General features: G+C 40.9%; 24 protein-coding genes. 20 read left to right on the top strand and 4 right to left on the bottom strand.

Annotation, left to right across the window (positions count from 1 at the left end):
* The first annotated feature begins 29 nt into the window (after positions 1-29).
* Both NSS78_RS12040 and NSS78_RS12035 read left to right on the top strand, forming a co-directional pair.
* Positions 30-1,442, top strand: coding sequence for a polysaccharide deacetylase family protein (locus tag NSS78_RS12040; protein ID WP_309216983.1), 1,413 nt, complete (start codon positions 30-32; stop codon positions 1,440-1,442).
* A 100-nt stretch (positions 1,443-1,542) separates the two neighbouring features.
* The gene (locus tag NSS78_RS12035; RefSeq protein WP_050943721.1) at positions 1,543-1,734 is read left to right on the top strand and encodes a hypothetical protein; all 192 of its coding nucleotides are present in this window, start codon (positions 1,543-1,545) and stop codon (positions 1,732-1,734) included.
* Between the two features lie 53 nt (positions 1,735-1,787).
* Here NSS78_RS12035 and NSS78_RS12030 read toward each other — a convergent pair whose 3' ends face one another.
* A complete protein-coding gene (locus NSS78_RS12030) occupies positions 1,788-1,919 on the bottom strand; it encodes a hypothetical protein (RefSeq protein ID WP_267875469.1) in 132 nt (43 codons plus the stop codon).
* A gap of 152 nt (positions 1,920-2,071) precedes the next feature.
* Between NSS78_RS12030 and NSS78_RS12025 the strand changes: the two genes are divergently transcribed.
* The 3 genes from NSS78_RS12025 to NSS78_RS12015 all read left to right on the top strand — a co-directional run bounded on the left by NSS78_RS12025 (position 2,072) and on the right by NSS78_RS12015 (position 3,253).
* Positions 2,072-2,497 (top strand): NUDIX hydrolase, encoded by a 426-nt coding sequence (locus tag NSS78_RS12025; protein ID WP_309216980.1) that lies wholly within the window; start codon positions 2,072-2,074, stop codon positions 2,495-2,497.
* Positions 2,498-2,529: 32 nt separating this feature from the next.
* On the top strand, positions 2,530-2,946 hold the full coding sequence (locus tag NSS78_RS12020; RefSeq protein ID WP_309216979.1) for a hypothetical protein: 417 nt from the start codon (positions 2,530-2,532) through the stop codon (positions 2,944-2,946).
* A gap of 139 nt (positions 2,947-3,085) precedes the next feature.
* The gene (locus NSS78_RS12015) at positions 3,086-3,253 is read left to right on the top strand and encodes a hypothetical protein (RefSeq protein ID WP_268458434.1); all 168 of its coding nucleotides are present in this window, start codon (positions 3,086-3,088) and stop codon (positions 3,251-3,253) included.
* Positions 3,254-3,370: 117 nt separating this feature from the next.
* Here NSS78_RS12015 and sigK read toward each other — a convergent pair whose 3' ends face one another.
* Positions 3,371-4,099: an RNA polymerase sporulation sigma factor SigK gene (gene sigK, locus NSS78_RS12010; protein ID WP_034738387.1), complete on the bottom strand. Its 729-nt coding sequence runs from the start codon at positions 4,097-4,099 to the stop codon at positions 3,371-3,373.
* A 231-nt stretch (positions 4,100-4,330) separates the two neighbouring features.
* Between sigK and NSS78_RS12005 the strand changes: the two genes are divergently transcribed.
* The 4 genes from NSS78_RS12005 (at position 4,331) to NSS78_RS11990 (ending at position 7,410) form a co-directional block, all read left to right on the top strand.
* Entirely contained in the window at positions 4,331-5,452 is a 1,122-nt protein-coding gene (locus NSS78_RS12005) for a Rap family tetratricopeptide repeat protein (RefSeq protein ID WP_137054956.1), read from the top strand.
* Positions 5,453-5,628: 176 nt separating this feature from the next.
* Positions 5,629-6,369: a polysaccharide deacetylase family protein gene (locus NSS78_RS12000; RefSeq protein ID WP_050943726.1), complete on the top strand. Its 741-nt coding sequence runs from the start codon at positions 5,629-5,631 to the stop codon at positions 6,367-6,369.
* Positions 6,370-6,453: 84 nt separating this feature from the next.
* Positions 6,454-7,182: a GDSL-type esterase/lipase family protein gene (locus NSS78_RS11995; protein WP_223251386.1), complete on the top strand. Its 729-nt coding sequence runs from the start codon at positions 6,454-6,456 to the stop codon at positions 7,180-7,182.
* Between the two features lie 78 nt (positions 7,183-7,260).
* Entirely contained in the window at positions 7,261-7,410 is a 150-nt protein-coding gene (locus NSS78_RS11990; protein ID WP_003217499.1) for a hypothetical protein, read from the top strand.
* Positions 7,411-7,544: 134 nt separating this feature from the next.
* Here NSS78_RS11990 and NSS78_RS11985 read toward each other — a convergent pair whose 3' ends face one another.
* Positions 7,545-7,685 (bottom strand): sporulation histidine kinase inhibitor Sda, encoded by a 141-nt coding sequence (locus NSS78_RS11985; RefSeq protein ID WP_003217327.1) that lies wholly within the window; start codon positions 7,683-7,685, stop codon positions 7,545-7,547.
* 362 nt (positions 7,686-8,047) lie between these two features.
* On the opposite strand from NSS78_RS11985, the gene NSS78_RS11980 reads away from it, so the two are divergent.
* From NSS78_RS11980 to NSS78_RS11945, 8 genes are read left to right on the top strand one after another with little or no spacing between them, the layout of a single operon-like run.
* On the top strand, positions 8,048-8,569 hold the full coding sequence (locus NSS78_RS11980; RefSeq protein ID WP_034620856.1) for a YqeG family HAD IIIA-type phosphatase: 522 nt from the start codon (positions 8,048-8,050) through the stop codon (positions 8,567-8,569).
* A 2-nt stretch (positions 8,570-8,571) separates the two neighbouring features.
* A complete protein-coding gene (gene yqeH, locus NSS78_RS11975) occupies positions 8,572-9,672 on the top strand; it encodes a ribosome biogenesis GTPase YqeH (protein ID WP_044139444.1) in 1,101 nt (366 codons plus the stop codon).
* Between the two features lie 21 nt (positions 9,673-9,693).
* Positions 9,694-10,536, top strand: a complete 843-nt coding sequence (gene aroE / locus NSS78_RS11970; protein WP_050943728.1) for a shikimate dehydrogenase — start codon at positions 9,694-9,696, stop codon at positions 10,534-10,536.
* Positions 10,530-10,820, top strand: a complete 291-nt coding sequence (gene yhbY / locus NSS78_RS11965) for a ribosome assembly RNA-binding protein YhbY (RefSeq protein WP_003217501.1) — start codon at positions 10,530-10,532, stop codon at positions 10,818-10,820. The genes aroE and yhbY overlap by 7 nt, the downstream gene beginning before the upstream one ends.
* A 13-nt stretch (positions 10,821-10,833) precedes the next feature.
* Complete coding sequence (locus NSS78_RS11960) at positions 10,834-11,403, top strand: nicotinate-nucleotide adenylyltransferase (RefSeq protein ID WP_106029125.1); 570 nt, start codon at positions 10,834-10,836, stop codon at positions 11,401-11,403.
* Positions 11,393-11,956, top strand: a complete 564-nt coding sequence (gene yqeK / locus NSS78_RS11955) for a bis(5'-nucleosyl)-tetraphosphatase (symmetrical) YqeK (RefSeq protein WP_003217386.1) — start codon at positions 11,393-11,395, stop codon at positions 11,954-11,956. The genes NSS78_RS11960 and yqeK overlap by 11 nt, the downstream gene beginning before the upstream one ends.
* 12 nt (positions 11,957-11,968) lie before the next feature.
* Complete coding sequence (rsfS, locus tag NSS78_RS11950) at positions 11,969-12,325, top strand: ribosome silencing factor (protein ID WP_342468124.1); 357 nt, start codon at positions 11,969-11,971, stop codon at positions 12,323-12,325.
* On the top strand, positions 12,322-13,065 hold the full coding sequence (locus tag NSS78_RS11945) for a class I SAM-dependent methyltransferase (protein WP_212045894.1): 744 nt from the start codon (positions 12,322-12,324) through the stop codon (positions 13,063-13,065). Before rsfS ends, NSS78_RS11945 begins: the two co-directional genes overlap by 4 nt.
* A gap of 48 nt (positions 13,066-13,113) precedes the next feature.
* Here NSS78_RS11945 and comER read toward each other — a convergent pair whose 3' ends face one another.
* Complete coding sequence (gene comER / locus NSS78_RS11940; RefSeq protein WP_003217379.1) at positions 13,114-13,962, bottom strand: late competence protein ComER; 849 nt, start codon at positions 13,960-13,962, stop codon at positions 13,114-13,116.
* A 90-nt stretch (positions 13,963-14,052) separates the two neighbouring features.
* On the opposite strand from comER, the gene NSS78_RS11935 reads away from it, so the two are divergent.
* The 3 genes from NSS78_RS11935 (at position 14,053) to NSS78_RS11925 (ending at position 17,637) form a co-directional block, all read left to right on the top strand.
* Positions 14,053-14,682 (top strand): helix-hairpin-helix domain-containing protein, encoded by a 630-nt coding sequence (locus NSS78_RS11935; RefSeq protein ID WP_050943730.1) that lies wholly within the window; start codon positions 14,053-14,055, stop codon positions 14,680-14,682.
* Between the two features lie 65 nt (positions 14,683-14,747).
* Positions 14,748-15,317, top strand: a complete 570-nt coding sequence (locus NSS78_RS11930; RefSeq protein ID WP_003217422.1) for a ComE operon protein 2 — start codon at positions 14,748-14,750, stop codon at positions 15,315-15,317.
* A complete protein-coding gene (locus tag NSS78_RS11925) occupies positions 15,310-17,637 on the top strand; it encodes a DNA internalization-related competence protein ComEC/Rec2 (protein WP_050943731.1) in 2,328 nt (775 codons plus the stop codon). Before NSS78_RS11930 ends, NSS78_RS11925 begins: the two co-directional genes overlap by 8 nt.
* Position 17,638: the final 1 nt, after the last annotated feature.

Below are 17,638 nucleotides of genomic sequence, written 5' to 3'. Positions count from 1 at the left end.
CATGACGCCATCACGAGAGGGGAATTATTGTGTCAATGAAATGGAAAATCAGTCTCGTCCTATGCGGACTTGCAATCATCATCGGAATTGCTGCATTTTATCATAATCAGCAGGCAAGTGGGACGGAGAAGAAGAAGGTAGAACCAGATGCGAGCTATAAAGAAGTGGAGATAGTCACCCTCGTGAATGACGGGAGATACATGAGATATGCAGTCAACTATCCGGTCTTTCATCAAGAAAAGCTAGATCAAGAGATGAAAAGATATGCAGAAACAGCGCTAGACAAATTCAAAACATCATTTAGCGAAGCGAGCGATGTCGATGAAGAGAATCGATACGAATTAAATATAGATTACGAGATTATTCATTATGCCAAGCAAACTGCTGCGATTAAATTCAATACATATGAATTGAAAGGCGGAGTAAAAGGCGCACATCAAACGAAGATATTCAATTTTGATTTCAAGAAACAGCATTTTTTATCAATAGATGATTTATTTTTATCAAAGAAAGAAGATCTGCAAAAACTGTCTCAAATGACATTTGAGGAGTTAAAGAAAGATCGTTCTCTTGCTGAAAATGAGCATTTACTCAAGCAAGGAACGTCTCCTGCGGCAGAGCATTATCAGTATTTTGCCATCAAGGATCGTTTTATTGAATTCTACTTTCCAGCAGGGCAAATCGCACCAAGCGAACAAGGCCCTCAAGTGCTGGCGATTAAAAAAACCCTGCTTAAAGGAATGTTAAAGCCTGAATATATTAATAAAGAAAAGAACAAAAATGAGAAAAAAGAACCGATTCCAAAAAGAAAAATCGTAAAACTGCCAAAACAGTCAGCGTTTAATCCAAATCAAAAAGCCATTGCCCTTACGTTCGATGATGGACCAAATCCATCAACGACTTCAAAAATTTTAACAGCTTTAAAAGAAAACAAAGGACATGCGACATTTTTTGTATTAGGCAGCAGGGTTCAATATTATCCCGATATGCTAAATAAAATCAGAAAGGGTGGGAATGAAATCGGAAATCATTCCTATAGCCATCCTTTACTCACAAGACTGCCATTAAAACAAGCCGTCAAACAGGTAGAAGAGACCCAGCAAATCATTGAAAAAGCGAGCGGTTTTACACCGACTCACTTTAGACCGCCATATGGAGGAACAAACGGGCAAATCAACGCGGCTGTCAATATGAAAGTCACGCTTTGGGACGTAGATCCTGAAGACTGGAAATATCGCAACAGCCAGTACGTTGCTAACTACATTCTCACACATGCGTCTAGCGGAGAAACCGTCTTAATGCACGACATCTATGACACCTCGGCAAATGCAGCTGTCACGATTATCAAGGAATTAACCAAACAAGGATATCAATTGTTGACAGTGTCAGAGCTTGAGCAGTGGAAGGAATTGCGGGCGAAGAAAGGTGAATTGAATACGTAATGATCATGCGAATCTTAGTGGATTCGCATCTTTTTTTAAAGCCAATTATGAAAATAAAGGGAAATGATGTTAAAATGAGTGTGGAAAGGGAGGGCTTCGGATGGTATTGATGAGGTTGATCAGCCTATATATGCTGACAGCGTTTTGTTTGGGTTTTATCGTCAACTATGTACCTGGTTTGATGCTGCCCATTTATATTCTTGCGATGATCGGGCTCATTTTATGTCTCGTTCATATTGCGCTGCATTATATTCATAAAATCAGATATATGTTGCTTCATGAGAAACGGTAAGAATTCTCCAATTGCTTTTTCTAAAAAAACTTCCCTCTAAATGAGAGAAGTTTTTATTTTTTCGGTTTTTGATGTTCTAACAGTTGTATGATTTTCTCGTTTGACTTTTTCATTTGTCTTAATAAGGAAACGATATTCCCAGTAAATCCAATGAGGACAATAAGTAAAATGATGATGATCCACATGCTGTGGCCTCCAATCTGCTCACGAATGCTGTTTTGCTTCCTTAACCATTACCTTGTATCAAGGATACCGTATAATGAATGTATTGAAATGAACAGTTCGTGCTATTTATTCGACAATTGATGTGAACAGAGAATGATTGAGGGGGATTCATTTGAAACGAGTAGACGTAGTATCAGCTATTATTTATGATGAGGAAGAAAATATGTTAATGGTCAAAAACGTAAAGGGATATTGGGAAGTTCCTGGTGGTGCTGTAGAAAAAGGAGAACACCTGCATCAAGCCGTGATTCGCGAGGTGAAAGAAGAGACAGGGTATGTTTGCAAAGTAAATGAACTTCATTCGGTTCGAGAAGCATACTTTCAAGACAAAAAGCATCATGCGCTGATGATCACCTTCTTTGCCGAAATCACCGGAGGACAAATGAGTATTCTCGATCCGGATCATGATATCAAAGAAGTAAAATGGGTCAGCAAGCAAACTTTTCAAAAGCTAAATCCCAAGTTATATAACTGGCTAAAATTAAACGAAGAACCACAAGCTTTTTATCAATTTGAAGGAAATAGAACAGTTGGTTAACAAGTTGATATAGGTATGAAGGAGAGATATGGATGTTTTTATACTACGGCCCCACAGGAGCTCCAGTAGAAAATCCGGGAGAAGAATTCTTGAAAAGAATCTTCTTTCAAGAAGATGAAGAGTATTGGAAACAAGGAAATGGGGAATCTTCCATTGAGATTGAGGGAGATTGGGAAAGTGAAAGTCTAGTTTTCTTTTATACGGAACCGTATGGTTTCTTGATCATGAGGTATCCGAATTTTTTGGTTCCTTTTAAAAAGGGAGAAAAAATTGAAACCATCGAACATTTGGTCGCAGGATCCCCATTGTATGTGCCGTCGTGTAGCTACATCAATCGGGATCAAGCATATCAAATCGTTCATCATTTTTTGACGACAAAAACGTTTCCTGATTTTGTTGAATGGATCGAGTTGAGAGATATTGATTTTCAGGAGGATATGGAAAGCTAGGGGTGCCAGATGAAAGTGAGTACAGAAGAAAAATTACATAGCTTAGATGAAACTATGCATTTACATGTAGGGTATTATGAACATGGTTTTGATTATGAAGGCGTGTTTTTTTAAGAGTTTAGAAACAGGAAGATGGCTCTTGTTTTTTGATCAAAAAAGTTATGGAGTAACACTTTTGAAGGAATATGAGAAGTGGAATGATCTAGGGCTATTGATTGGAGAATCTCTGATTGAAGATGACCAAATTGAGGAGGAAGGTCATAAGCTTTTTGAGCGTTACTTAAAAGAAAACAGCATAGTGAAATAAATGGGGATAAAACATGACATAGTTTTCTTTTGTGTATGTGGGCTATATTGTGATGTTCAAATAAAAACAGACCCAACAAGGTCTGTTTTTTTAATAGGAGTTGGGAAAAGTTTGTTTTCACTTCCCCTTCTCCCGCTTCCGCTTCTCCTTCTCCGCCCGGTAAAACTCATGAAACATCTTCATCAGCGCCCGCTTCTCAATACGAGACACATAGCTCCGCGATATCCCGAGCTCCTTTGCTATTTCCCGCTGCGTTTTTTCTTTCTTTAAATCAAGGCCGAACCGGCCGACGATCACTTCTTTTTCCCGGCCGTCGAGAATGTCGATATACTCCTTTACTTTTTCAAGCTCCATGTTGAGCTGAATCGTATCAATCACATCTTCATTTTCGGATTTTAAGACATCAATTAAAGAAATTTCATTGCCTTCTTTATCCTGACCAATGGGGTCATGTAAGGAGACGTCTTTTTTTGTCTTTTTTAGCGCGCGTAAATGCATCAGAATTTCATTTTCAATACACCGCGCCGCATACGTTGCCAGCTTTGTTCCTTTTCCAGAGGAATAGCTTTCGATTGCTTTAATGAGTCCGATCGTCCCGATGGAGATGAGGTCTTCAGCGTCTTCCCCGGTATTTTCAAATTTCTTGACAATATGGGCGACGAGCCGAAGGTTATGTTCAATCAGCATATTTCTTGCGTGTTCATCGCCCTGTGCCATAAGGGCTAAGTATTTTTTTTCATCATCTCCCGAAAGGGGCTGTGGAAAGGCATTGTTTTTGACATAGGACACTAAGAACACCAATTCTTTGACCATCAATCCCATCGCTGTAAATACTCCTGCCACGATTTTCACCTCCACCATGTTTAGGCCACTGCCTATATCCTCAAATGTATGTGAAGGGGGGATTGTCTGTGTCTGTACGATGAAAAAATCATCTTTTTCGAAAAAAACGGGCTTCTGTTCGTCTGTTTTTGCTGCCTTGCTCATATGTTTGCGGTTTCTTTGCGGTGCTTGGCGGTCAAGAAGCGTGCTAAAATATGTAATATTAGACCGAAAAGGAAGGGGTTTTTTCGGAACATGGGGAAGGTTCTATCTTCACATGTAGGTATGAAAATTAATGAATGGTATCGAATGATACGGCAGTTCAGTGTTCCAGATGCGGAAATCCTGAAAGCAGAAGTAGAAGCAGAAATTGAACGGATGGAAGAGGACCAGCATTTACTGATTTATTATCAGCTCATGTGTTTTCGGCACCAGATCATGCTTGACTATATACACCCTTCAAAATATCAACCTTTCTCAGTATCTAATCTTGTCGATAAAATCGAAAACTCCAATCATGAGTTATCTGATATGCTGCATTATTACCATGCATTTTTTCGTGGCATGCATGAGTTTAGTCAAAAAGAATATTTAGAAGCCGTCAAATATTACCGAGTGGCAGAAAAACAGCTGTCTATGGTATTTGATGATATTGAGCAGGCTGAGTTTCATTTTAAAGTAGCAGAAGCCTACTATATTATGAAGCAAACGCATGTCTCGATGCATCATATTTTAAAGGCGCTAGAAATATACGATCAGCATGATGCCTATACTATTCGCATCATTCAGTGCCTGTTTGTGATCTCAGGAAACTACCAAGATTTAAAACGAAAAGATCGGGCACTGCCTCATTTAAAAAAGGCAAAACAGCTCGCATCACAAATTGATCACCCGCGGATATACAGTTCAGCGCTTTATAATTTAGGAAAATGTTACGGGGAGCTGGGCTACCTTGAGGAAGCAGAACGCTATTTAACGGAATCGGCTGATATTGCCTGTAAAGAGAAGCTTCCCACGCTTCCACATACACTCTATACGCTCGCAAAACTGCTTTTTAGACAAAATGAACAAGTAGCAGCACGCCGCATATTAGAAGATGGAAAATTAGCTGCAAAGAAGCATGAAGACCAGCTGTTCTGTCATATGTTTGAGTATCTGGATGCTTTATATGTTCAAGGAATAAATGAAAAACAACTGCAAAAAACCATTGATTATTTGGAAAAACTTAGCCTATACTCTTATATAGAGGATATCTCACTAGAAATTGCGACAGCCTTAGAAGCCTCTCAACAATACCAGAAGTCCAACCAGTATTATCAGAAATTATTATGGGCTCAAAATCAAATCCAAGAAGGAGAGTGTCTGTATGAATTCTAAGCAACGTTCGACAGTTGAAGAGAGAAACCAAACGTGAAACAAAAAGCGGGCCTGATGGGCCGGCTTTTTTTATGTGAAAAAAGAAGTCAGATATGCGGATCGTGACCATGAATGCTGAATGATTCATCAAAAAGCGGGCAATTTAATCTGTAAGAATGTTCTGTGGAGGCGGTCAAATGAGAGGGTTGCATGTCTTGATGTGTATATTGCTGCTATGTGCTTTTGTTCCTAATGAAGTAGAGGCACATACATTAAAACGAGTCGATCTCGAAAAAACGGGACGTGCCTTCTGGGACATGAGAGCGGAACGGAAAAAGATTGCGATCACCTTTGATGATGGACCTCATCCAGTTTACACGAATCAAATATTGGATGTGCTGAAGCAGCATCAAGTAAATGCCAGCTTTTTTGTCGTAGGAAGCCGGGTTCACGCATATCCAAAGATCGCAGAACGGATTGTGGACGAAGGAAATGAGCTTGGCAACCACACGATGAATCATACGTATTTTGACCTGTTATCATCAAAGGAGATCAAGCAGGAGCTAAAAGAATCAGCGGCTCATATCGCTTCACTCCAGCCTGGCGGGCCCTTATTATTTCGTCCTCCTGGCGGCCGCTTGACGATGAAATCTTTCCGCATTTTGTCAAAGCAAGGATATGATGTGGTCATGTGGTCCTTTACGCAAGATCCGAAGGACTGGTCAAGACCAGGCGCGCATAAAATTGCGAGCCGTATTATTGATCATATTCAAGGCGGCGATATCATTCTTTTGCATGATGGCGGGGGAAACCGGAAGCAGACGGTCGAAGCACTGAAACAAGTGATACCTGAATTAAAGGATCGAGGATATGAATTTGTCAAAGTGAGCGAACTGCTGCATCATGACAAAGCGTATGTACCTGTTCAACTGCAATAGGAAGTATTCGTCAAAAACAGTCATTCATTGAAACCAAAAGTCTTGTCGTTTACTATATGAAGAGGGCTTTTGGAGGTGAATGTTGTGAAGAAATATGTTGTCCTTTTCATCCTGCTTTGTGTCGCTGCTGGGTGCTCAAAGCCAGAACAAGAAAGTGTCATTGCATTTGGCGACAGCAATACAAAGGGATCAAACTGGGACTTCCGAGATTATCCAACATCTGAAAAATGGGTGAATCTCATGAAAAACGTCGAGCGCGGTCAAATTCAAGTGAAGAACGCAGGGATTGGCGGGCAGACGACTGAAGATGCGAAGCTTCGCTTTGAGCAGGATATTTTAAAGCAGAAACCAACTTACGTCCTCATCATGTTCGGTACGAATGATGCGGCGATTTTAGACGGGAAACATCCCCGAGTGACGAAAAAAAGATTTAAAGAAAATGTAACCTACTTCATTTCTGAAAGTAGAAAAGCAGGCATTACCCCGGTTCTCATGACTTGTGTACCTGTTGTAGAAGGCGGAAAAAAGGGCTTGTATTATTACTCTAGGTATAAGTCATCTTATTTTGCTGAGAGAGGCGGGGCAAGAGCTTGGCAAAATTCCTATAATGACATCACGAGAGAAATAGCCAAGGATCAGCAAGTACCGCTTGTCGACAACTGGAAAGCGTTCATCCGAGAAGCTGGTGAAGATAGTGACAATGCGTTGATTCAATCAGGTTTAATCGACCCTTCTGGCAATCATATGACGCCAAAAGGGGCAAGAATCATTTATAACGAAATCAAAGAGCGTGATGTCATCAAACATTTTTAAATGATGGCCATCTGCCTAAACAAGATCATCCATTTAGCATAGTCTAACAGTATATCTTCCTAGAAGGAGGTAACTGATATGTGGGGATGCCCTTATCCTTACCCTGCGTGTTCGCCTTATCCAGCTCAAGGAGCAGGAATCGGTTACGCTTTTCTTGTTGTATTCCTTGTGGTTATTTTGGTCGTAGGTGGAGGGTTATGGTTTTGGAATGAACAGCCTTGCAAATAAGACACCTCTTCTTTACTTGAGAAGGGGTGTTTTTTACGGAAAATAGTAGTAAGCCTATAGCGCAAGTGATATAATATCAGTCACCTGAGTTTAAAAAGAGAATGCTCGGGAGGCATGGTTCCTGTGATATGGAATTAAGAGGAAACAGAGAGCATATGCCCGAGCGAACGTCTTTTCATTTCTGTCTCAATTAATTCAATGAAGTCGCGATTTAAGTTCATTTCATTTGCTTTATAATACGATTCTATAAGTAAATCATCTGACAGCTTTTTCATACTAGAAACCCATATGATGGGAAAAACACCTCCCCTGAAAAAGTTGGCATAAAACTTGAGGAAAAGACATATCATCATAGGTTGATCGAATGTCTCTGAAGTACCTTTAATCTACCATGAATGGGAAACAAGAACAATCGTTCTGTTATCCACATGGTGAAGTGGATAACTTGTGGGTAGAGTGTTTATAATTGAATGAAAGCGTGATGAAATATAGGTGGATAATGTGTGTAAAATTATCCACAACTGTTGAAGGTCCTCGTCATATGTCGAAAACTTTTTCATTGTATTCGATAGACAGACAAATTGTGATTTGATTCGACACTATCGCTGAAAAACCAATGGAAGAAAGGGTGCAAATTGTGCTAAAGAAGTATTTCTTACCGGATGAATTTGTGAAAAGCATTTTCCACATTTCACCGCAAAAACTAAAAGAACGAAATGTAAAAGGAATTATTACCGATTTAGATAACACACTAGTAGAATGGGATCGTCCAAGTGCGACGCCCCGCTTAATTGAATGGTTTCAAGAAATGAAGGATCACGGGATACAAGTGACGATTGTATCGAACAATAATGAAAAAAGGGTCAAGCTTTTTTCTGAACCAGTTCATATTCCGTTTATTTATAAAGCGAAAAAGCCGATGGGAAGAGCTTTTAATAAGGCCGTCGCTGATATGCAATTGAAAAAAGAAGATGTGGTGGTCATTGGGGATCAGCTCATGACCGATGTTCTAGGCGGGAATCGTCACGGCTTCCATACGATTTTGGTCGTCCCTGTTGCTGCCTCAGACGGATTTATCACAAAGTTTAACAGGCAGATTGAACGCAGAATTTTAGGAGCCTTAAAGCGTAAGGGCCACATTCAGTGGGAGGAAGAGTAATAATGGAAAAGGTTGTTTGTATTGGCTGCGGTGTAGCCATTCAGACGGAAGATAAAGATCAATTAGGATATGCGCCGGCAGCATCTCTATTGAAAGAAGATGTGATCTGTCAGCGCTGTTTTAGGTTAAAGAACTACAATGAAATACAAGATGTTTCTTTAACAGAAGACGACTTTTTAAATATATTGCACAGTATCGGAGAGACAGATTCTCTGATTGTCAAGGTCGTTGATATTTTTGACTTTAACGGAAGCTGGATTAATGGGCTGAGTCGTATTGTCGGTGGTAACCCGATTTTACTCGTCGGCAACAAAGTAGATATTTTACCGAAATCCGTGAAAAAAGATCGTTTAATTCATTGGATGAAACGGGAAGCGAAAGAAAACGGATTGAACCCGATCGATGTTTTCTTAATCAGTGCAAGCAGAGGTCAGGGCGTACCTGAGGTGATGGAAGCGATCGATCATTACCGCGAAGGAAGAAATGTCTATGTCGTCGGCTGTACGAATGTTGGGAAATCCACATTTATCAATCGAATCATCAAAGAAGTATCTGGTGAAGAGAACGTGATCACCACATCCCAATATCCAGGTACAACACTTGATGCCATTGAGATCCCGCTTGATGACGGATCTGCTCTATTTGATACGCCGGGCATTATCAACCGTCATCAAATGGCGCACTATGTCAGCAAAAATGACTTGAAGATCTTAACGCCGAAAAAAGAATTGAAACCGAGAACGTTCCAATTAAATGAAGCTCAAACGCTTTATTTTGGCGGGCTTGCTCGATTTGATTATGTAAAAGGCGGCAGAACGTCATTTGTCTGCTATATGCCAAATGAGCTGAACATACACAGAACAAAGTTAGAGAACGCAGATGATTTATATGAAAAACATGCCGGTGAACTGCTATCACCGCCATCAAAAGAGGGGATGGAAGATTTTCCTCCACTCGTTCCACATACCTTTACCATTGATCAGCCGAAAATGGATATCGTCTTCTCAGGCTTAGGGTGGATTACGGCAAATGATGCAGGTAAGCAAATCAAAGTCTATGCGCCAAAAGGCGTGCATGTGTTTATGAGACGTTCGTTAATTTAAATGTTCAGAGGGGGAGAGACCTTGAAACCTTTATACGGAGTAATCGGTAACCCTGTTGGCCATTCAATGTCTCCGGATATTCATAATGCAGCATTAAAGGATGCTGGAATTGATGGACATTATCATGGCTTTCAAGTAGAAAATGATGACCTGAAAGATGCCATTAGCGGTATGAAAGCCTTAGGAATCAGCGGCTTTAACGTCACTGTTCCGCACAAGGTAGACATCATGCAGTACCTGGACAAAATTGATGTGACAGCTGAACGCCTGCGTGCAGTCAATACGGTGCGGCTCGAAGGAGGTCAGCTCGTCGGGTACAACACAGATGGGGAGGGCTTTCTTCATTCATTGCTTGAAGCCTTGGATCAGCCTTTATCAGAGCTGTCATTTCTAATGATTGGTGCTGGCGGAGCGGCAAATGCGATTTATACGACAATCGCTGACTATGCACCGAAAAGCTTTGATATCACCAATCGTACCATTGAAAAAGCTGAGGCTTTAATTGAAAGTGCAGATGGGAACTTCACTTCTAGTGCCATTACATTAAAGACGGCGGAAGAGCAGCTTGGGGAATATGATGTCATCATCCATACAACCTCAATTGGTATGCACCCGAATGTTGAAGAAACCCCGATTTCTTTAGTAAACGCAAAAAAAACAGCGGTTGTTTGTGATATTGTGTATAATCCAATAGAAACAAAACTGCTCAGAGAAGCAGCTGGGTTAGGTTTGAAAACAGTAGATGGTGTCGGCATGTTTGTTGGACAAGCAGCTAGAGCCTTTGAACTGTGGACAGGCATCACGCCTGACGCAAGAAAAATGAAGTCAATTGTGATACAGAAATTAGGAGGAACACCATGTTAAAAGGGAAACAAAAACGTTTTTTACGTGCAAAAGCACATCATTTATCACCTATTTTTCAAGTAGGAAAAGGCGGGGTAAATGACAATATGATCAAGCAAATTTCCGAGGCGCTTGAAGTAAGAGAATTGTTAAAGGTCAGCATATTACAAAACTGCGACGAGGACAAAACGGAAGTTGCGAAAGCACTTGTCAAAGGTGCAAAAGCTGAACTTGTTCAAACGATCGGAAATGTGATTGTCCTTTATAAAGAATCAAAGGAAAATAAACAAATTAAGCTGCCGTAAAGGTGGATGTGATATGAAAAAAATAGGGTTGTTTGGCGGTACGTTTGATCCTCCTCATAATGGGCATTTGCTGATGGCAAATGAAGTGCGTTTTCAAGTAGGGCTTGATGAAATTTGGTTTATCCCAAATCACAAGCCTCCTCATAAAACAGACCGGAAGCGAGCAGATAGTCGTCACCGGGTGAAAATGGTGGATGCGGCGATCCAGTCAAATCCACATTTTCGATTGGAGCTCATTGAAATGGAGCGAGAGGGTCCATCTTATACAGTAGATACGGTGGAGCTTTTAAAGAAGCGTCATCCTGAAGATGAGTTCTTTTTTATGATTGGAGCGGACATGGTCGAGTATTTGCCAAAATGGCATCGGATAGATGATTTGCTTCAGATGATTACTTTTATTGGGATGAAAAGACCGGGTTATACCCGAAATACAACATATCCTCTTTTATTTGCAGATGTTCCAGCTTTTGATGTATCATCGACATTGATTAGGCAGCGAATCATGCAGGAAAAACCTGTCGATTATTTGATACCGAAAGCTGTTGAGCGTTATATAAAGGAGCATCACTTATATGAATCGTGAAGAAGCATTAAGCTGTGTCAAAGAGCAGTTAACAGAGCATAGATATACACATACACTCGGGGTTATGGAGACAGCTATTTCTTTAGCGGAACGGTTCGGTGCAGATGTGAAAAAAGCAGAGATCGCCGCTATTTTTCATGATTATGCGAAATTTAGACCAAAGGATGAAATGAAGGGGATTATCCAGCAGGAACAGATGAACCCTCTATTGCTGGAATATTCGCCCGAGCTTTGGCATGCCCCGGTTGGTGCCTATTTGGTTAAAAAGGAAGCAGCTATTAACGACCAAGATATTTTAACGGCCATTGAATTTCATACATCAGGCAGACCAAACATGACATTACTTGAAAAGGTCATTTATGTCGCTGATTATATCGAACCAGGACGTCATTTCCCTGGTGTTGAAGAAGTAAGAGAGTTAGCAGAGCAAGATTTAGATAGCGCACTGATTCAGTCACTAAAAAACACGATCAGCTTTTTATTGAAAAAGAACCAGCCAGTCTATCCAGATACGCTTGCGACTTACAACTCACTTGTGCATAAGAACAATTAAGGAGGAATTTGGATGGATTCATCATCAATTTTAAACGTCGCGGCAGGAGCATGCGATGATAAACGGGTTGAGGATATTATTGCCCTTAATATGCAAGGAATCTCACTTGTTGCCGATTATTTTCTCATTTGTCACGGGAACTCTGATAAACAAGTGCAGGCCATTGCAAGAGAAGTAAAACATCTTGCAGAGGAAAGCGGAATCGAAGTGAAGAAGATGGAGGGCTTTGATGAAGCAAGATGGGTATTGATTGATCTTGGTGATGTCATTGCTCATGTGTTCCACAAAGAAGAAAGAGGATACTACAACCTAGAGAAGCTATGGGGAGATGCGCCGAGAGAAACGCTTTCACTTGGCATTAACTCATGATTTATCAAGGGTTTGCAGGTGTGTATGACGAGCTCATGACACATGCACCTTATGATGAATGGGTTCAGTGGATCCAGCAGAATATCAAACCGAATGCTGCCATTATTGATGTTGGCTGTGGAACTGGAGAGATTTCTCTTCGGTTAGCTGAAAAGGGTCACGCAGTCACAGGAATTGACCTCAGTGAAGAAATGCTGGTTTTCGCGCAGCAAAAAGCACAGGCGAAAAAGCAGTCCATTCAATTTTTACATCAAGATATGAGAGAGCTGACGGGTTTTGAGCAAGTCTTTCAAGCGGCGGTTATATGCTGTGATTCCTTGAATTACTTAAAAAACGAAAATGACGTCAAAAAAACCTTTAAAAACATGTTTCAGCTTTTAGAGGCAGATGGGGTTTTACTCTTTGATGTTCATACTCCTTATAAAATGGAAGAGGTATTCCCAGGTTCAACTTATGCCGATCAAGATGAAGAGATCAGCTATATTTGGCAGAGTGATAAAGGGGATGACATGTATTCGGTCATTCACGATTTAAGCTTTTTTGTAAAGGACGGAGACGTGTATCAGCGTTATGATGAGACACATGAACAGCGTACATTTCCATTTGAGACCTATGCGGCGTTCCTTGAGTCCGCTGGCTTTGAACAAATAGAAGTGACCGCTGATTTTACAAATGAAGCGCCCAGGGAATTCGCCGAAAGATATTTCATTTCAGCTAAGAAGCCAAAAACCATCGTTTAATGGAACGATGGTTTTTTAAAACCCTTTTTTCGCTTGTTGCAGAGTTGATTAATTTCTGCGATCATCAGTAAACACACTTGGCGGATATTGATGCGCAACCGCTTCAAGATCTTCATCGAATTTTTCATGGGTGTTTTGAAAAAGGCGGTGGAACATATCTTGAACACCTGCTTCAAGTGCTTTAATCCCTTCACCCGTAACGCCGCCTTTTACACACACTTTGTCTTGTAGTGTCGGAAGGGTATAGACTCTTTTTTCAATCAAACGGCCAAGCCCTACAAGCATATCTTCTGATAAGGTGGTGGCTTCTTCTTTAGAAATATCTGTTTCTTCAACGGCTGCTTCAATCATTTTCTGAACGAGGAAGCTGATAAAGGCAGGACCGCAGCTGACGATATCTGACGCCGCTCTTGTAATCGAATGATGAATTTCAATAGGTGTTGAAATGCAGGAAGCTAATTGTCTTAACGCTGTTTTCGTCGCGACATTACATGACGATCCAAATGTTAAAAGTGACGCACCTGATAAAGCGCGGTTCGTAATGCTTGGAATCAGCCTGGCTGTTTGACAAGGAACGATATCCTGAAGCTGTTCAGGATGAACCGGACTTGTAATAATGACAATGGTTTGGTGCTCTTTTAAAAGAGGGCTCAGCTCTTTTAAAAGAGGATAAATATCAAGCGGCTTGACACAAACAAAGATGAAATCTTTATCCATGACAGCTCCTGTAAGCTGTTTTGTTACTTCAAGCTCTGGGTGGTTCTTTTTTATATTGAACGCTTTTTCTATGGTCCGGTTTGTAATGGTGATGGATGAGGGATTGACTGCCTTTGATTCAATAAATGCCTCAGTAAGTATGGTACCCATGTTTCCTGTACCGATTATCCCGATATTCAAACGTTCTCCCTCCTTAGGCGCATAGGATCTGTTATCTTCTAAACAGTATGTTGAGCAATAGAAAAATATGATTGAAAGAAGCGTGAGCACGTGAAGCGACTCATTCCATTGAAAAAATACAGTCTTTATATCGGAGCTGGGCTCATGGGCGCGATCATCATCACTTTCTTCCTTTTGGCAGGAAATAAGGGGAGCACTAGAGAGCCAAGTGTATTGAAGGGCGATCAAGACAAACAAGTCACATTAGAAAACAAACAAGAAAAGACCGATAATGAATCATCCTCCATTTTTGTGGAGATCAAAGGGGCTGTAAAAAAGCCAGGTGTTTATACGTTTCAATCTGATGCACGGGTAGAAGAAGCCATTCGAAGAGCAGGAGGTTTTACTAGTAAAGCAGACACGATTGAAATTAATCAAGCAGCAAAATTAGAAGACAGTATGATGATTTATGTCCGGAAGCAGGGAGAAGCAGAGAGAGAGGCACAAACAGCAGGTGCAGACGCTCCATCGGGTAATGAAAAGAGTCAAGGTGTCAATGTGAATCAGGCTGATGCAGCGGAATTGCTAACCATTAATGGAATAGGGCCAGCTAAAGCAGAAGCTATCATTACGTACAGAGAGGAGCACGGAGAATTTCAACAAATTGAAGATTTGCGGAACATTTCAGGTTTTGGGGAGAAGACCATTGAACGGCTGAAAAATGAATTGACCGTTAAGTAGAATTGACGGTATAGAAGGAAGGCATGTACACTTAATACCAACCATCATTCTGGAGGGATCAGCTCGTGGAAAGAATTTCATGGAATCAATATTTTATGGCGCAAAGCCATTTGCTTGCTCTGCGAAGCACCTGTGAGCGGTTAGCTGTTGGGGCGACCATCGTCAGAGACAAGCGTATCATTGCAGGGGGATATAATGGCTCAATTGCTGGTGATGTCCATTGTGCAGATGTGGGATGCTATGTCATTGATCATCACTGCGTTCGCACCATCCATGCGGAAATGAACGCTATTTTACAATGTGCCAAATTTGGTGCACCTACAGCCGATGCTGAAATATATGTCACACATTTTCCTTGTTTGCAGTGCTGTAAAGCCATTATTCAAGCAGGTATTCGAACCGTTTACTATGCAAAGGATTATAAAAATCACCCATATGCCATTGATTTATTTGAGCAGGCAGGTGTTCAAACGGAACAAGTTGAACTCGATGAAATGATCATCGACTTAAAAAATCAAGAAAAATTAGCCTTTGTTGCAGATCTAATTGGCAAACTAAGTGAATCAGGACTTAGTGAATCAGAAATTCGCAATATGCATGAGAAGGCGAATCAATTATTTACTTCCTATGTTTAATTATTTGCCGTTTGGGGCAATTTCAGCAGCTGTTGGAATTGCTCTGGCTGCATATCATCTTCATATGTACTTCCTTCTCTTTCTTCTCATCATCTTCCTTCTCAGCCTACTGAAAAAAATCCCCAAACTCTTTCTCATGATCAGCCTATGTGGAGCCGTCTATACTCTTATTTTTATGGTTCATGAGTTTTTTGAAACGGAGCAACCTGTTCAAGAAAAATTCTTTTCCGGCTCTGTTGTGATTGAAACGATTCCGAAAATAGATGGCAATCGTTTTTCGGCAACTGTGTCAACAGAAGATGACCGGCTAGCCGCTTTCTATACCATTCAAACAGAGCGTGAAAAAGAGACGTTAAAAGACGTAGAGCCAGGTATGAGCTGTCATATGACAGGTGATGTTCGACCGCCTAAACACGCAACCATTCCTAACGGGTTTCAATACGATCAATTTCTACAATCAAAAGGCATTCGCGCTATTTTCTTACCGCAGTCAATCAAAGGCTGTACAACAAATGATCGTCCTTCCTATTATCTTCAAAAGATGAGGCAAAAGGGCTTAAAATTCTTAGAAGATCATGTGCCGAAAAACTCTGTAGGTATTGTACAGGCTCTTATTTTTGGAGACCGTGATTTGATTGATCCTGACACGCTAAGAGACTATCAAATGCTCGGTGTTATTCATCTGTTAGCGATCTCAGGACTGCATGTGCAAACGCTTCTTGCCTGTTTATTTTGGTGTCTGCTTCGTGCCGGTGTGACAAGAGAGACAGCGCGTCTTCTTCTATTATGCTTTCTTCCTGTTTATGCTTGTTTGACAGGTGCTGCACCATCAGTTTTAAGAGCTTGCCTTATGGCAGGAATCTATTTAGTGATGACAAGCCTGCCAAAAGAAATGAAACAGCCTTCTGCTGTCGTATTAAGCGCAACGTTTTTATTCTTATTAGCGATTCATCCTCTATATCTATTCGAGATCGGATTTCAGCTTTCATTCGTGGTTACGTTTTTTATTTTGTTATCGACCAGAATCTTATCGCAAGCGAAAAGCGCCGTGATGCAGTTGTTCCTTGTCTCATTTGTTGCACAGCTTGCCTCGCTTCCTGTTCTTTTATATCATTTTCAGCAATTTTCTTTGCTGAGCATCCCATTGAATATGATATTTGTCCCTTTTTATACAACAGTTGTCCTGCCTCTATCCTTACTCTTTTTTCTTTTGTCTATCATTTATCTTCCGCTTGGAAAAGTGTTGTTCCAGTTGCTTGATTCGGTCATCCAGCTAAGTCATCAGTTGTCAGCACATATGGCAGTTTTTGATGGGTTCAACCTGATTTTTATGAAATCGACTTGGTGGCATATTCTGCTTGAAGTGAGCGCCATTGTTTTTTTGCTGTTTGTGATGGAGTGCAAAATGTCCGTGAAATCCTATGCCGTGCCGATTATATTACTCATCGGTGTCTTGAGTGCACACTATTTCAACCCGAATTTTCTCCAAAAAGGGGAGGTCACGATGCTGGATGTCGGACAAGGGGATAGTTTGTTTATTCAGCTCCCTTACCGAAAGGGACATCTACTTGTGGACACAGGTGGCAGACCTTCTTTTGATGATGAACCATGGAAAAAAAGACGTAAAGTGTCTACGATCGGTGAACAAACACTAATCCCGTTTTTGCATTCTAAAGGTATAGCAAAACTTGATGTGCTGATTCTCACGCATGCAGATCAAGACCACATGGGAGAAGCAGTTCGTTTAATCAAACGAAATAAAGTAAAGCGGCTAGCCATACCAAAAGGTTTTGCCCGAAGTCCAGAAGATGCAAAGCTGCTAAAAGAAGCAGCTGAAAAAGGGATTATGATTGATGAATTAGAAAGAGGAGATCAGCTCCAAGTTGGAGAGCACATATTTGAGGTTCTTCACCCTTCGCAAGACCGGGTGACAAGTAAGAACAATGATTCACTTGTTCTAACTTTTAATCTTGGCGGGAAACGGTTTCTGTTCACTGGAGATCTTGAACATGAAGGGGAACGAGATATTATAGAAGCCTATCCTCACCTGCAAGCAGATGTCTTAAAGGTTGGGCATCATGGGAGCAAAGGGTCAACAAGTGATGAGTGGCTTCGGCATCTGGAGCCGTCGCACGCACTCATTTCGGCTGGTGAACGCAATCGTTATCAGCATCCTCATCAGGAAGTCTTGAAAAAACTAAAGGATCATCAAACGAAGGTGTACCGCACAGATCAAGACGGAAGTGTGACCTATGGATTTCTTGAGAAGGAAGGAACGTTTTACACGCATCCTCCATATGATATCTTACAAAAACAATAAA

This window comes from Bacillus sp. FSL W8-0920 (assembly GCF_038593215.1).
In the GTDB taxonomy this organism is placed as follows: Bacteria; Bacillota; Bacilli; order Bacillales; family Bacillaceae; genus Bacillus; species Bacillus pumilus.
The sequence above is the reverse complement of the archived record's forward strand: the minus strand, read 5'-3'. Positions and strand labels throughout refer to the sequence as shown.

Coding starts and splice junctions, on each gene's coding strand:
- NSS78_RS12030 (WP_267875469.1), bottom strand. CDS start 1,919: ATGTGGATCATCATCATTTTACTTATTGTCCTCATTGGATTTACTGGG.
- NSS78_RS11925 (WP_050943731.1), top strand. CDS start 15,310: ATGTTTAATTATTTGCCGTTTGGGGCAATTTCAGCAGCTGTTGGAATT.
- yqeK (WP_003217386.1), top strand. CDS start 11,393: ATGAATCGTGAAGAAGCATTAAGCTGTGTCAAAGAGCAGTTAACAGAG.
- rsfS (WP_342468124.1), top strand. CDS start 11,969: ATGGATTCATCATCAATTTTAAACGTCGCGGCAGGAGCATGCGATGAT.
- NSS78_RS12005 (WP_137054956.1), top strand. CDS start 4,331: ATGGGGAAGGTTCTATCTTCACATGTAGGTATGAAAATTAATGAATGG.
- NSS78_RS11960 (WP_106029125.1), top strand. CDS start 10,834: ATGAAAAAAATAGGGTTGTTTGGCGGTACGTTTGATCCTCCTCATAAT.
- NSS78_RS11985 (WP_003217327.1), bottom strand. CDS start 7,685: ATGAAAAAGCTGTCAGATGATTTACTTATAGAATCGTATTATAAAGCA.
- yqeH (WP_044139444.1), top strand. CDS start 8,572: ATGGAAAAGGTTGTTTGTATTGGCTGCGGTGTAGCCATTCAGACGGAA.
- NSS78_RS11945 (WP_212045894.1), top strand. CDS start 12,322: ATGATTTATCAAGGGTTTGCAGGTGTGTATGACGAGCTCATGACACAT.
- NSS78_RS12000 (WP_050943726.1), top strand. CDS start 5,629: ATGAGAGGGTTGCATGTCTTGATGTGTATATTGCTGCTATGTGCTTTT.
- NSS78_RS12020 (WP_309216979.1), top strand. CDS start 2,530: ATGTTTTTATACTACGGCCCCACAGGAGCTCCAGTAGAAAATCCGGGA.
- NSS78_RS11990 (WP_003217499.1), top strand. CDS start 7,261: ATGTGGGGATGCCCTTATCCTTACCCTGCGTGTTCGCCTTATCCAGCT.
- yhbY (WP_003217501.1), top strand. CDS start 10,530: ATGTTAAAAGGGAAACAAAAACGTTTTTTACGTGCAAAAGCACATCAT.
- NSS78_RS12035 (WP_050943721.1), top strand. CDS start 1,543: ATGGTATTGATGAGGTTGATCAGCCTATATATGCTGACAGCGTTTTGT.